Source organism: Amycolatopsis vastitatis (genome assembly GCF_002234595.1).
In the GTDB taxonomy this organism is placed as follows: Bacteria; Actinomycetota; Actinomycetes; order Mycobacteriales; family Pseudonocardiaceae; genus Amycolatopsis; species Amycolatopsis vastitatis.
This window is the reverse complement of sequence record NZ_NMUL01000087.1, coordinates 1-14,423: the sequence shown is the minus strand read 5'-3', so window position 1 is coordinate 14,423 and position 14,423 is coordinate 1. Positions and strand designations below refer to the sequence as shown.

The 14,423-nt window shown below is 65.3% G+C and carries 12 protein-coding genes; 5 read left to right on the top strand and 7 right to left on the bottom strand.

The window, feature by feature from the left end:
* Positions 1-75 precede the first annotated feature (75 nt).
* The 4 genes from CF165_RS48310 to CF165_RS48295 all read left to right on the top strand — a co-directional run bounded on the left by CF165_RS48310 (position 76) and on the right by CF165_RS48295 (position 3,774).
* Entirely contained in the window at positions 76-822 is a 747-nt protein-coding gene (locus tag CF165_RS48310; protein WP_093954331.1) for a hypothetical protein, read from the top strand.
* An 866-nt stretch (positions 823-1,688) separates the two neighbouring features.
* Positions 1,689-2,588 (top strand): pentapeptide repeat-containing protein, encoded by a 900-nt coding sequence (locus tag CF165_RS48305; protein WP_158226967.1) that lies wholly within the window; start codon positions 1,689-1,691, stop codon positions 2,586-2,588.
* Between the two features lie 71 nt (positions 2,589-2,659).
* Complete coding sequence (locus tag CF165_RS53995) at positions 2,660-2,740, top strand: pentapeptide repeat-containing protein (RefSeq protein WP_369126877.1); 81 nt, start codon at positions 2,660-2,662, stop codon at positions 2,738-2,740.
* 104 nt (positions 2,741-2,844) lie between these two features.
* Positions 2,845-3,774 carry a hypothetical protein gene (locus CF165_RS48295; protein WP_093954329.1) on the top strand — a complete coding sequence of 310 codons (930 nt, stop codon included), beginning with the start codon at positions 2,845-2,847 and terminating at the stop codon, positions 3,772-3,774.
* Between the two features lie 478 nt (positions 3,775-4,252).
* On the opposite strand, the gene CF165_RS53990 is transcribed toward CF165_RS48295, so the two are convergent.
* Positions 4,253-4,699 (bottom strand): pentapeptide repeat-containing protein, encoded by a 447-nt coding sequence (locus CF165_RS53990; RefSeq protein ID WP_205661230.1) that lies wholly within the window; start codon positions 4,697-4,699, stop codon positions 4,253-4,255.
* Positions 4,700-4,877: 178 nt separating this feature from the next.
* On the opposite strand from CF165_RS53990, the gene CF165_RS50915 reads away from it, so the two are divergent.
* Positions 4,878-6,659, top strand: coding sequence for a hypothetical protein (locus CF165_RS50915; protein ID WP_143268904.1), 1,782 nt, complete (start codon positions 4,878-4,880; stop codon positions 6,657-6,659).
* A gap of 710 nt (positions 6,660-7,369) precedes the next feature.
* Here the strand turns inward: CF165_RS50915 and CF165_RS50910 are convergent.
* From CF165_RS50910 to CF165_RS53985, 6 genes are all read right to left on the bottom strand, one after another.
* Entirely contained in the window at positions 7,370-8,152 is a 783-nt protein-coding gene (locus CF165_RS50910) for an IS630 family transposase (protein ID WP_240522194.1), read from the bottom strand.
* Entirely contained in the window at positions 8,041-8,511 is a 471-nt protein-coding gene (locus tag CF165_RS54190; protein WP_240522193.1) for a helix-turn-helix domain-containing protein, read from the bottom strand. The genes CF165_RS50910 and CF165_RS54190 overlap by 112 nt, the downstream gene beginning before the upstream one ends.
* A gap of 98 nt (positions 8,512-8,609) precedes the next feature.
* Entirely contained in the window at positions 8,610-9,698 is a 1,089-nt protein-coding gene (locus CF165_RS48275; RefSeq protein ID WP_093954352.1) for an IS630 family transposase, read from the bottom strand.
* 219 nt (positions 9,699-9,917) lie between these two features.
* Entirely contained in the window at positions 9,918-10,736 is an 819-nt protein-coding gene (locus CF165_RS48270; protein WP_093954328.1) for an alpha/beta fold hydrolase, read from the bottom strand.
* Between the two features lie 102 nt (positions 10,737-10,838).
* Positions 10,839-13,973: an ATP-binding protein gene (locus CF165_RS48265; protein WP_093954327.1), complete on the bottom strand. Its 3,135-nt coding sequence runs from the start codon at positions 13,971-13,973 to the stop codon at positions 10,839-10,841.
* 344 nt (positions 13,974-14,317) lie between these two features.
* Positions 14,318-14,423 (bottom strand): ANTAR domain-containing protein (locus tag CF165_RS53985; protein ID WP_143268900.1); only part of this gene is annotated, 106 nt, incomplete at its 5' end.

Genomic DNA, 14,423 nt, shown 5'->3' with positions numbered 1-14,423 from the left:
CCGTGCACTGCCCTCGACAAGCCGTGCAAGCAAGTCGTCGACGCTGTTGATATACCGAACCCTTAGAGTAGCCCCGTGATCCCCGAGCTCACCCCGGTCGTCGACGTCGACGACTCCGGCACGTGGCCAGACCAGTTCGCACAACGGGTGCACGAGCTGGTCGAGCAACGGCGGCACCTGATCGATGACCCCGCCGAGTTCCCCTGTTCCGATCTCGGCCTCTGGGAACGCGAAGCGGAAGTCCACCAACTGCTCGACGGCTACCTCTTGCGCGGCTACCACGCCACCCGGTTACTGGCACACGAAACCGACACCATTCGCGCCCATGGACTGCGCCTGTTCGACGACAAACTTGGTACTGACCGGCTCGACACAGCCGTAAAGCGCGGCTACCTGACAAAGGACGAGCACGCGACCCTGATCCAGAGTATGGCCCTGGTCGATAACCGTGTCGGACAGATCTGCTTTTTTCCGTCCAAGACCACCCTCACTGAAGATGCGGGAGGGCTGAACCTTCTTCTCGCAGCCTGGGGCGGTGAAGCTATCTACATGCCTCACGTTCACACCGACAACCCGATGAACACGAAACTGCGGTCGATGGGCATCCCCAGCATCGTGGTCGCCCAACTCGATCTCCGCTCCTCACCGACAACGAAGGTGTTCCCCGGCCTCGCGAACGCGTTCGTGGCCGCCGCCCTCGGTCTGACCAGCCTCACCGTCGACGTCATCCACCGCGCGCCCGTCCCGCCCTCGCACATCGAGCGGATCTTTCATCCCGGCGACACTGACTACCCCCCACATCAAGACCTTCCTCAGGAGTAGAAATCCATCGGCTCCATCCCGACGTCCTAAAGGGGCCCAAATCCACGGCGCCGCCACGATGTCTCGATGCTCTCGTCCTCATCGCTGCCCGCACCGAGGTTTCCTGAGCCGGCTACATTGACGAGTTCGCCGGAACCAACAACCCTCATCGACTACACTGAATGCCCGGCCTGCGACGCGGACGGCTTCCGCTCTGCCCGTACCAGCTTCACCAGAGTTCGCGATCGTTGCGTGCCTACCCCCAGAGCCTCCGAGAGGTTCTCGGCAGAGACCGGGCGCTGATACAGCTCACGAGGCCGGATTGAAAGAACTTCAGCAGTAACACCACTACACGCTGCAACGACGTTCGTTCAGCAGAAGATCGTCTGACGGAAGGATTCAGTGTTCGACGACCTCAGTCGTCATCGGCCGGCCTCGCTCGTCGGGTGTCGGCAGTGCCCGAGACGCTGCCGAGTCGATTGGGTGATCATGTCCGTAGGCGATCAACGAACCATCGGTCGCGCTTCAAGCCTCCGACAACGACGGTGTCCGCATCGTCAACGACAGCCTCACCGACACGACGATCGCCGGAGCGCCGCGCTACCGGATAGTTCGTAGCCCTCACATGCAGTTTGACAAACAACGGAGACGTCCTCATGAGCGGCGACAGACCGCAGCCACCACGCAGGGTCCCGGCCAGTGCCATCTCGGCTCGCGCACTACGCTCGTCCCGCCTTCGCGTTCCGACCTCCACTCCCACGCCGCCGGAGCCCCCTTGTTGGCAACGCGTTCTGCTCCGGGTCGGCAGCTGGGCCGGTTGGGGCAAGGGAGCCAAAGCAGTCGCCCTCACCGCGTCCCTCGGCACTGCAGCCGCGGCCGTAGCAGCCGTGTACATCACCAACCAGACGCTCGATGCTACTCGCCAGCAGAACGCTGTCACCGAACAAGGTCAGTACACGGACAGATTCGGACGCGCAGTAGAACAGCTCGGCTCCGAAAAAGCCGACATTCGACTCGGTGGCATCTACGCTCTCGAACGTCTCGCCCGCGACTCACCCCGAGACGCTGGCACGATCACCAACATCCTCGGCGGATTCATTCGTAACAACGCCCGTTGTTCAACACCATCGTCGGAGACGCCAAAGCCTCTACTCCCCACCGATCTGGGCGCCGCCTTGACCGTTCTGACCCGCCGACCAGCCAGCGACCCTCCCTCACGAGACCCCTCCGTCGTCCAGGCCGACCTGAAAGGCAGCTGCCTCGCTCATCTCGACTTCAGGCTATACGATCTAGCCAACGTCGACCTAAGCGAAGCAAATTTGTCTGACGCCAACTTGTATGGGGTATACATGGCCGGTGTAAGCCTTACGGGGAGCAACCTCGCCGGGGCCCGTCTAACGAATAGCGTATGGCTGGGAACCAATATAACCAGCGGCAACCTGTCCGACGCGAACCTGACCGGAGCCGCACTCAACAACACCATATTCGCTGGCACGAATCTTCGGCGTGCGGTTTTGGATCAAACCCGCAAGGACGAGGCGACACCACGTCCGACATCGGCTTCATCTTATATCGACCTTAACCAATCGATCAAAACGTACGCAGTGGCTCCGGATTTCTACGCAGCCGACCTTACGGCTGCGTCATTTAGGTACGCAAACCTTCCGCTGACCACTTTCACGGGCGCCACTCTCGACCACGCGGACTTCACAGGAGCACAGCTCCCAGACGCGACGTTCACAGCCGCGAAGAGCCTCGCAGGAACCACGTTCAATCAGGCCGCTTAGCTGGCGCCAGGTTCCAGGGTCTTGACCTACGGCACGCCAGCTTCGTCGGCGCAGATCTAACGAACTCTGACCTGTCGAAAGCCGATTTGCGCGGGGTGGATCTCTCGCAGACTAACCTGACAGGAGCGAACTTGACCGACGCTCAGCGGTAAGCGCGGTTCCGAGACTGTCGAGGTGAACCCGGTGCACCGCTGAACCTGGAAGGCGATTCCAACGCCCGCCGCATGAACCCCACGAGCAGAGCAGTAGGAAATCGATGACTTTTCAGTACACCTCCAGCATGGCACTGTCGACTCTCGCGTGGAACGCCACGAAAGAAAACATGATCGCCACTAACCATCCGCGGATCAGGATTCGCACGACCGGCATGACATGGCAAGAGGTCGCTTCGGAGGGTGCGACGAGCGAGCTTCTTTCAGCCGGCAGTTTCGCCGGGCCGCCGGACCAGCTGAAGGTTAATCACGTCAATGAGATCACCGGCCTCATGGGAAGCGCTGGCGAGCAGATCGCGTTGGCCTGGACAGCCGAGCAGGACGTCCAGCGCTGGAACCAGACCAAAGACCAGCGAGACAAGTTCCACACACGGATGGGAGTGCGGGCCCTCGCCGAACTGGCCGCGCACTTTTGCCTCGGTGCAACTCACAACCTCGGCAACACTGTCCTGCGGGTCATGCTGCTGCACGACGCAGCATCGGCATACCTCGCCACCAAGAATCGGAAGAAAGACTTTGCCTTCGCTCCGGGGTCGGAATCCCGAGACGCATGGACGACCGTCTCGCCGAGCAACGCCAAGTTCCGCGCCCAGTTGAAAGAGGCAGCGAGGCTGACGCAAGCAGCTCCCTGCCAGGCGTTAGCCGACGTCGTCGACGTGCTCTGCGCCGACAGCGCCTTCATTGCGCTCGACGAACGACGGGGGACGGACTTCCACCGCCACCGGCCGCAGTCACTCGACACAGGATCCCCACGTGACGGTGCCTGGCAATCCACGCCCAGCGGACACTGGCGCTCGCTTCAGTGGCACGTGGCCAGCCCTGACCCTGCTGCCGATGAGAATCTCGTCGCCGACACGGTGGCGGCTGGACTGGAGGCTGTGGCTGACGCGTTCGAGTCGGCGTACCCGCTCATCATCGAGTCGATAGCTGCGCTCGGCTACAGGATCTCCCTGCGCCCCTATCCGTCGGCGTAACCGCCTTGAATCCACGCATGGACTTCGGCAAGCGTCTTGAGCACCAACCGCGCTGCCTAGAAATCGACGAAAGGATCCCTCGGCGCCGAGGTTCTCTCAGCAGGGGACACCTCGGCGCACTAGCGTCGACGACACCGCGACTTGGGCCAGCCGTTAGTCCGGCGAGACAGCCGTCGCCCATGTCGACGCTGTGGTGCTCACCGCGCTCCTAGTGGAGAACGTTGCGGTTATGTACGCCTTGGGTGTGACTGTGCCGCTCACCGGCCTCACAGCAACCGCGCGATGGACCTTCGAGCTGCTGGACAACATCGGCGCTGAGAGCGACAGCTCACGTGCGCCGGAGCCGAGTGGAGTTGCCGGCAAAGACGTCAGCTCGAATTCACCGGGGCAACTCTGGTCCGTCGTGACCCTGCCTGGATGCTGAGATTGGTACACCGGCAAACCCAAGAGGGCAAATGATCAAAGCGGCAAATTCGAGCTAGCCTGACGGAGGTTGGGCAGTACGAGGCGGACAGCCGTGATCTTCGATTGCGTTAGCGCGCTCGCAGTCGGCAATTCGCGCTGCTACCCAGGGGTTCCCTTGCAGGCTTTGCGGAAGGAGTGTCGTGTTGTCGATCAACGTGTCAGCCAGCTGGCTAGCGTCGAGGCCGTCGGAATCACCGAGGTTCGCTCCGGTCAAATCTGCACCTGTCAGGCTTGCACCAACCCACGAGATGTGACGTAGATCGGCTCGGTAAAGCTGGGTCCCGCGTCGGCACGCGTCCCGCAGCGCAGCCCCCCGCAGGTCCGCGTAGTTCATGATCGTCTTTCGGATGTCGACTCCGCGCAGGTCGGCCATGCGCAGGTCGGCGCCGGTGAAATACGTCGACGACAGTCGCGGCGGGTTATCGAACTCGTGTGCCCGGACGATCTTGCTCGATAGCAACAACCCTCAGTCTCTAAGATGCTTCCCAGATGAACTATTAGAAAGCCCGGTAAGCAATCGCCGTCGAAGACCGACGATAAACGATCTTGCACGTTACCCACTGAGATCCGCGACCTGCGTTGAACTCTACAAACAGGGCGGCGAGTAACAATTCGTGTCCTACGCCCGACTCCCAGGCATGGCCATGCCTGCGAGCCTAAGCGCACTCACCCCGGTCGAACGCGCATTGGTCGAGCACGTGGAGAGCGGGAAACTACTCGATTTAGCTGGCGATGCCCCCATCGACGAGACCGCCATGCGTTCATGGGATGAGTCCCGAAGCGTCCGCGCGCAGGTTCTGCGCCACATCATCCGAGGGCGCCTGGCAGGCGACGCGGACCCGCACGGGCTACGCCTTCGCGGAGCTCGCATCGCGGGCCGCGTCGACTTGGAGAACATCACGAGCACGGTCGCGCTCGATCTGCGATACTGCCTACTTAGCGAAGGGATTAATGCCCGAGACGCACACTTGCCAGCTATCATTTTGAAGGGATGCCGACTCAGTAACTCACATGAACCCGCCCTCGATGCAGCTGGACTCTCCGCAGCAGTTTTTACGTGCAGCGAAACAGAAATTACCGCACACAGCAATCGTGGCGCAATTCGGCTTTCTAGCGCCCACCTAGACAGACTAGACTGCAGCGGCTCAAAGCTTCACAACGACTCCGGCCCCGCATTCGATGCCGACAGCTTACACATCGAACAAGAGGCGTTTCTTCGGGGCGGATTTGAGGCGATCGGCTCGGGAAATCGTGCCGCCGTATGGCTGCGCGCCGCCCGGATAGGCGGCTCGCTGGATTGTCGGCACGCAATGCTGCGCAACGATTTCGGGCCTGCACTTGAAGCTCGCGTTATTCATATCGGTCACGGCATGTTTCTCCGTCGCGAATTCGAAGCCATCGGCGCCGGAGAAAACGGTACCATATGCCTGAGGGGTGGCCACATCGACGGCACACTGGATTTCGAAGGAGCACATTTACACAACCCCTCAGGTCCGGCAATCGACGCCGACGGACTTCAGGTTGGCGACAACGTGACCATAGACGGCGGATTCAAAGCCGTCGGCGCCGGGGAGCGCGGCACGCTTATATTCAATGGTGGAAATTTCGGCGCACAGCTGATTTGTACCGATGCGACAGTGTGTAACAGCTCCGGCGTAGCCCTGAGCGCAGATCGCTTGCAGGTCGAGGGCAATGTATCTCTCCAGGGCGAACTATGCCTCACTGGCGGGGGCGCCCGCGTTACAGCCCACCTCGCCGGTCTTCGAGTCGGCGGATTCTTCTTATTCTCCCCGAAGGAACTGACGCACCGCGATCCCCAGCGGCGACTTGACGTAAATGGGTTGGTTTACAGCGGGTTGCCCAAAGGCATTGATACCGACTCGTGGTTACAGATTCTGCGAGAGGGTACGTCCGAATACGCGGCCCAGCCCTATCAGCAACTGGCGGCCGCGCACCGAGCAGCCGGACACGACCACGAAGCGCGCCGAATCCTCATCGAACAACGTCGTGCCCAACTGCACCGCCATGCTCTTACCGGTCGCGGCGAACGGGCCTGGACACGTCTAACCGGGCTGACTCTTGGATACGGTTACCAACCTTGGAGAGCCTTGCTTGGCTTGCTAGGCGTGCTCGTCGTCGCCTCCGCCCTAGCCGCCGTCCTCGGTAAGCACGGCGGCCTTGCCACAGTGCAGACGCCAGGCAACACGACCACTGGCCGCTGCACACTGGTTGAATACATCGGCGTTGGCCTAGACCTTGGTTCGCCGCTGATCAGCACCGGTGCCCGGACTCACTGCGAATACACCAACACTACTCCCGGCGCGATTCTTACTGTCAGCGGTTGGATACTTCGACTACTCGCGTGGGCCTTCGCTACCCTTTTCATCGCTGGATTCACCGGAGCAGTGCGTAAAACATGAAGCCGATCCTCGACCATGGGCTTGGTCGCGAACTTTCCGGGGTTCGAGGTCCGGCTTGTTAGCAACAAAATCACTACTACTGACCTGCGACAGGTAGGCCGCGATCCTCGCAGCCTACGGAGTAGTCAAATCTCGGGCCAGTTGGCGATGCGTTCATCTTCAGCTTCAATGGCAAGGCCGATTAGTCTACAAGTCAGGAGGTATCGTCATGCGATCATCTGGCGGAGGTCCGGATGCAGACATGGTCCCGTGCCCCGTGTGCGGCGTGACCGTCGGTCGCCAGGACGAGACACCAGATAATCAGAGCACTGTCGACGACCCGTTGCTAACAACACCCCTTTCACGACTGTACGCCTTAGCCGCTGAAACTGGGACCAGCGTGGGAGACGTCCCAGATGACGCATGCGGTGGCACTGCTGGCTGTGTAGCAGTCGGCGTCGATGACCAAGGGCAAGTTCACGGCATGGTGCTGCTCTCCGACGCCCTAGATGACGCTTTACGCGCGGACGCGCTCGCTTTCGCAATCGCTACTCTTGCGGCGGAGCCTCAGCGAGTCATCGGCGCACCGGACGGTTGGCTTGCCATCGGACGCGACAGACTGCCTCCGGCGCACCGCGGGGTTGGTCATCTGGCATGGCATATGGCGCGATCCTGCGGCCGTGACACGCCATCAGCTACCTTCGAACTGCTTAACTAGTAGCGTGTCGCGGCTAATTCTTGGGGTATAGGTGGCGGAGTTTGACGCGTGCGTCGTCGGTGGTGAATTGCCAGCGGACCTTGCGTTGCTCGGTGTTGATGGCGTGTTGCCAGGCGGTGAGTTCGGTGTTGAGGGTGTCGAGGTCGTTGATGCGTCGGTCGAGGCATTGCCGTGACAGGGCGGACAGTTCGATCTCGGCGATGTTGAGCCAGGATCCGTGTTTGGGGGTGTGGTGGATCTCCAGGCGCTGGGCGAGGGCGAAGGCCTCATCGGGCGCGAAGGCCTCGTAGAGCGAGGCGATGCCGTGGGTGTTGAGGTTGTCCATGACCAGCACCACGGTCTCAGCGTCGGGATAGTCGACGGTCAGTAGCTGTTTGACCTGCCCGGCCCAGTCGATCTTGGTTCGCTGGGCCAGGGCGTGCACACGGCGCCACCCGCGCAGGGGCTCGGCCCACACGAAGATCGAGCAGGTACCGCACCGAACGTATTCGCTGTCCTGGCAGGCATCCTTGCCCGGCCGGGCGGGCAGCGGATCACGGACGTGGCCGAGTAGCTGGAAGGGTTTCTCGTCCATGCACACGACCGGGCGGCCGGCGTCGTGCGGCCGGGCATAGACCGCCAGCACGTCCTCCATGCGAGCGGCGAACTCCGCATTCGCCCGCGGTGGGATATTCCAGCACTTCCTCAGATGAGGACGCAGTTCCGTTTTTTCAAAACCCGGCCGATGGTGGAGTGGTCCAGGTTCGGGATGTCCTCGGTGAGCTCGACGTGTTTCTCCAGCAGCCGCAACGACCATCGCGCATGCCCCGCCGGCGGCGCCGAGCATGCCAGGGCGATCAGCCGGGCCTCCACCTCCCCTGTCACCGGGGACGGCACCGGCGGACGGTCACGCTTCTTGCGCGACACCGTGGCCAGCACATCGCCACCGGCCTCGGCGAACCGCTTGGCGACCAGCCGCAGCATCTCGCCCGAGACCCCGAGCCGGCCCGCGATCACCTCCTTCGGATCGGGCTCGCCCACCGAAGTGTCCAGCGCCAGCAGCACCCGTGCCCGCCTGATCGTCGATGCCGGATGCACACCCGTGGTGGTCAGCCGGATCAACTCTTCACGATCCCGCGCCGACAACGTGACCGGCCGCTTCATCAGTGACGCCATGACAGAAATCCTTGTCCGGCAGGGAAAGGGGCCTGCCGGACAACAGCCTCCCAGCCACGCACACCACAACTAAGCAGCGACACGCTACTAGTGCTGCATCAAGCAACGTTGGGAAGGTAATCCGGGCGACGGATCTTGGAGTTGACCGCGAAGCGGCGTTTCGGGTGACAGTGGCGGTTGCGCCAGCGGAGGTACCCGGCGATGGCGGCCTCCTGAGCAGCGTGGTTGGGGTAGTCGCTGCCGTCGAGGGTGAAGTAGCGGAACGCGGTGAACTCGCACTCGATCCAGTTCAACCACGACGCGTGGGTGGGCGTGTAGACCAGCTCGATGCCGTTGGCCGCGCACCAGGCCCTGACCTCCGCCTTGCCGTGGGGTCCGTAGTTGTCACAGACCAGGTAGAGCTTCCCGGCCGGGAAGCGGCGGCGGAGTTGCTTGCAGAAGTCGAGGAACTGCGGCCAGCGTTTGCGGTCGCGGAACCGGTAGAACATCTGCCCGGTGGCGAGGTCGAGCGCGGCGAACATGTGCCGGACCCCGGCGGTGCGGGTGTAGGTCGCGCGTAGCCGGGCCGGGCGGCCGCGGGGGAACCAGCCTCGGCCGGGACGGGGTTGCAGGTTCAGTGGCCCGAACTCGTCGACGCAGATCACCCGCCCGTCGGCGGGCGGGCGATCGTAGAGGTCAAGGATACGGGTCTTCTTGGCTACGAAGTCCGGATCTTTGCTGGCTTTCCAGGTCTTCGTCGCCTGCCACGACACGCCCTCCTTACGCAGGATTTGCCGGACGGTCTCGGTGCTCACCACCAGCCGAGCGTGCTGGGCGAGATACTCGACCAGCTTGCTCAGGCTCCAGGTCGTCAACGGCAATCCCAGCTCAACGGGCTTACAGGCGGCGATGCGGCAGATCTGCTCACGGGCGGCCGGCCCGAACTTACGAGGTTGGCCGCCCCTCCATTTTGGGGACAACGCCGCGAACCCGGAGTCGTTGAACGCGTGGATCACCTCCCGCACATAGCCTTCGGTCGCGGCGAACATCTCCGAGATCTCACCCGCGGACCGGCCCTGCACCGAGGCCAGCACGATCCCGGATCGCCGCAGTCGCACCCGGTCCTTCGCCGACCTTGTGATCTTGACCAGCCGCTGAGCCTCCTCCGGCTCCAACGACCGCGCGAACACCTCCGGCTGACGCGCCACCAGCCTCACCTCCACCGCCAACCTCGCGATCACCAGCCCGGATGTCCACGCGACACGATGACAACGTCAACGTTTCTTGCCGAGGCACTAGACCTGCCGCTGCTGGTGAACGCGTGCTCCGCGAACTGCCACGCCAACGCACTCTCATCGCTGATCGTGCGCTTGCCGCCGGACGGCCCGTGCCCGAAGCGGTCACGGGCCGTTCCCGGTTGTCCTCGGTCAGGACTGGATGAACGCGAGCAGGTCCGGATTGAGGACGTCGGCGTGGGTGGTCAGCATGCCGTGCGGGTACCCCGGATAAGTCTTGAGCGTTCCGTTCTTCAGGTGCTCGAGCGCCCGCGGCACCGAACTGCCGAACGGCACGATCTGGTCGTCCTCACCGTGCATGACGAGCACCGGAACCGTGATTCGCTCGAGGTCCGCGGTGTAGTCCTCCTTCCACGAGAACACCGTCTCGTAGGAGGCCTGGATGCTGCCGGCCATGCCCTGCCGCCACCAGTTCGCGATGACCGCCTCCGAAGGCACCGCACCCGGCCGGTTGTAGCCGTAGAACGGGCCTTCCGGCACCTCCCGGAAGAACTCCGACCGGTTGCCCACGATTCCCGCCTGCACCGCGTCGAACCACTCCGGCGGCTGCCCGGCCGGGTTGTCCTCGGTCTGCACCATGTTCGGCGTCAGCGAGGCGACCAGCACCGCTTTCGCCACGCGGTCCTGGTACCGGGCGACGTATCGGGCGACCTCGCCGCCACCGGTCGAGTGCCCGATGTGCACCGCGTCGCGCAGATCGAGGTGCTCGGTCAACGCCGCCAGGTCGGCGACCCAGTGGTCCATGTCGTTGCCGGTGCCGACCTGTGACGACCGGCCGTTGCCACGCCGGTCATGCGCGATCACGCGGTAGCCCTGGTGCAGGAAGTAGATCATCTGGGCGTCCCAGTCGTCGGCCGACAGCGGCCACCCGTGGCTGAAGACGATCGGCCGGCCGGTACCCCAGTCCTTGTAGAAGATGTCCACGCCGTCGGAGGTGGTGATGAAAGGCATCGCGTCGTTCCTCTCTCTCGCGGTCCACCCGCATCCAACGAGATCCGACACGATTTCTTGTGAGCGGCTGCGGCGAGCGATCCACTGCTCGTCAACTGCGCGTCAACAAGGTGCGGGCAGCCCGGCCAGGAATTCTTCGGTCCGGCGCGCGAACAGGTGGGCACCGCGTTCGATCGACAGGGTTCTGGCCTTCTCGGCCGCCGCGCGGACGACCACGTCGGGCTCGCCGGCGGCGTGGAGCAGTCGTGCCCGTAGCAGCAGAAGCAGGCCTTCCGCGTACCGCTGGCCGTGCGCCTGGAGGAACCACTCGGCGCGCTCGAGGGCGGCACGCGCCTGCTCGGTCATCCCCGCGGCGAGGAACATGTCGACGATCAGCCCGTAGTGGAACGCGATGCCGAACCGCGGCGGGTCGAGCAGCGTCGTGACCAGGACCTGCTCGGCCTCGGCCGCGGCTTCCGCCGGATCGTGGCCGGTCAGGGCCCGCACCCAGCACCAGGTGATTCTCAGGTACGAGTCGACGGAGAGGAAGATGTGCCCAGGGTCCGCGGCGATCCACCGCCGGGCGGCTCGGGTCGCCTGGTCGAGGTCGCCGGCCATGGCCGCCGCCATGGCGGAGAAGTGGGCCCAGACGGCGATCGACTGCGGATCGTCGCCCGCGCCGGCTTCCTGGTCGTCGAGCAGCGCGTGGGCCGCGTCCAGCTCGTCGTGCATGGTTTCCACCACGGCTTGCAGCAACGGGCGGATCGTCACCACCTCACGGGGCAGCTGGTCCCGCTCTGGAGCGGGCACGGCGTCGAGTGGCACCCTGCTGCTTTCCCGCAGGTATCGCAACGACTGGGTGATGTCGCCGAGATCCCATTGGCGGATTCCCCATGCCGCGGCTCCGAACGAGCGCAGCGCCGGGTCCGTGGCGGCCTCGCCCTGCTCGAACAGCCGGCGGGCGAGCTGACCGCGCTCGGGCCGGGCGCCGCTGGTGGCCAGGGCCAGGCGGAGCAGCAGGAACTCGGTGGCCTGGGTCGTCCGGCCGAGGTCCTTGGCGAGGTGCCGGGCGCGTTCCAGGATCTCGACGTACGAACGGACGAAGTCGTGTTGGCTCCAGAACACCGTGGCCAGCAGCGACACCGCGGACAGCTCGAGTTCCGCCTGGCCGGCCTCGCGGGCGACGCGGGCCGCCCCCTGCAGATGCCGCTCGGCGGCTTCGAAGGCGAACTTGGTCACCGCGTGCCGGCCGGCGCGCACGAGCGCAGTCGCCGTGCGGACCGGGTCGGCCAGCGGGCCGGATGCCCACAGGTGGTACGCGAGCTGCTCGGCAACCCATTCGTCGGCGCCGCCACCGCGTTCGATCGCGTCCGCGATCCGGAGGTGCAGGGCGGCCGTACGCGCCACCGGAAGACCGGCCACCACGGCTTCCCGGACGAGGTCGTGGGAGAAACGGAAGGTGTACGGATCGTCCAGGACCGGCTCGACCAGGCCCAGCGAGCCGAGGGGCTCGAGCAGGTCGAGGCAGGCCTGGACGTCGAGCTCCAGCGCGGCGACCAGCAGCCGCAGCCCGAACTGCCGCCCGATGAGCGCCGCGAGCCGCAGCAGATCGAGCGCCGTCTCCGCCAGATCGGCCGTCCGCGTCCTGACCACGTCGCGGACCGTGGCCGGGACGGCCCCGGCGGAGGACGAGACGCCGTCGAGACGTCGCGACAGCTCCAAAACGAGGTAGGCGTTACCCGAGGTGCGGGCGTGGATCTCGGCGGCCGCCCCACCGGGGTCCCGGCCGGACTCGCGGTGGAGCAGCTCCGCCACCTCGTCGACGGTGAACGTCCGAAGCCGGATGCGACGGTGTCCCGGCACCCGGCTGACCGCCCCCAGCGTCCGCGACAGCGCCGCGGTGGGTGCGGGGGCGCGATCACGGAGAACGACGACGATCACCGTACGGTGGGGCAGCCGGGCGACCAGGTGACCGAGGAGCTGCAGCGACGCGGTGTCGGCCCAGTGCAGGTCATCGATGACGATCTGCACCGGGCGTTGGTCCGCCACCTCCCGGACCAGGGCCACCACCTGCTCGAAAAGGCGGAACTGGGTGCCGCTCTCCGGCAGCGGCCGGACGCCGTTTCCGCCGTCGCGTGACGCGATCAGGCGGCCGAGCTCACCGTCGAGCCATGGCTTGCGCGTGGCGGCGGGGAGGCTCTCGAGGATGGCCCGGACCGCTTCCAGCCACGGCCACATCGACGGCGTTCCCGCACCCTCCAGGCACGAACCCCACACCACGAGTGCGCCCCGCCGCTCCGACTCGGCCGCGGCTTCTCGCAGCAGGCGCGTCTTGCCCACTCCGGGTTCGCCCTCGATCACGACGATTCCGGTTCCGCCCGCGAGCGCCGCCGTGAGGGATTCCCGCAGCACGGCCAGCTCTCCGGTCCGCCCGACCAGGCCCGCTCGGGCGCTCCGGCCGCCGTCGTCGGCTGCCGCCGTGGGAAGGGTCTGGGTCAGCGCACGCCGCTGGGCCGTGCGCAGCGCCGCTCCGGGATCGATGCCGAGTTCCTCGGCGAGCCGGGCCCGGATGGTCCGGAAGACGGCGAGCGCCTCAGCCCGGTGCCCGCCGGCGGCCAGCCCGATGATGAGCGCCGCGTGCACCGCTTCGTCCAGCGGGGCCATCGACGCGGCCAGGCGCAGCGCCGCAAGGACCCGCTCCGGCCGGCCCCGGCGTACCGCCAGATCCGACGCCACCAGACACGCGTCGTAGAACTCACGGTCGAGGGCCACGAAAACCGGCGCTTGGTCGAGGCCGTCGGCGGCCGCCCCTCGCCACAGTGCAAGCGCTTCCACGAACCGGTCGAGCGCCACTTCCCTTTCTCCGCCGGCGGCCGCCGTGCGTCCCGCTTCGACGAGCCGGCGGAACGTGACCAGGTCCAGCTCGCCGGTTCCGCAGCCGAACACGTAACCGTCGCCACGCCGCTGGAGGTACGACCCCGCTTCCCGGAGGGTAAGGCCCGGTTCGAGGAGCCGGCGCAACGAGCCGACGTACTTGTGGATCACGTTGAGCGCGCTGGCCGGCGCTTCCTGTCCCCAGAGCAGATCGATCAGCTCCGCCCGGCTGACCGGCTGTCCCACCCGGGCGAGGAGCACGGCCAGCAGAACAGCCTGCTGGCGAGGCCCCACGGCGAGCTCGGCCCCGTCCCGCCACAGGCGGACCCGGCCCAGGATCTGCAGACGGATCTGGGCACGGAGCGGAGCGGGCGGCTGGGCCAACGCCTGGTGACTCCCCGAATCGATCTGACCGGCCGACCCCCGAATCTAGCACCGCCGGAGCGCTCACGGCGCGTGCGCGACCGGCAAAGTGGATTGTCAAACGCAAGCAGGCGTTCGTGGCAGAGGAACCGGACTTGATGCAGGCTGCGCGATGATGCCCGACGGGTGCGCGGCTTGGTCGCTACGTCCGGTTCGCGGCCTGCTTGACGGTCTTGATCACCGGTGCCGTCTCGATGTGGGTGATGCCGGGTAGGCTGGCCACCTGCCGCTGCGTACGCGCACCGACCCGGGCCGGCGTCGAGGGCCGGCGTCGACCTGACCGCAGGTGACCCCGATGATGCCGCTCAGCCGCGAGCCGCCGTGCCGTCGACAAGCGCTCGCGCGACCTCACGCAGTTTCGTATTGCTCGTCTGGGACACCGCACGCAGCAGCTCGAACGCCTCATCGGAC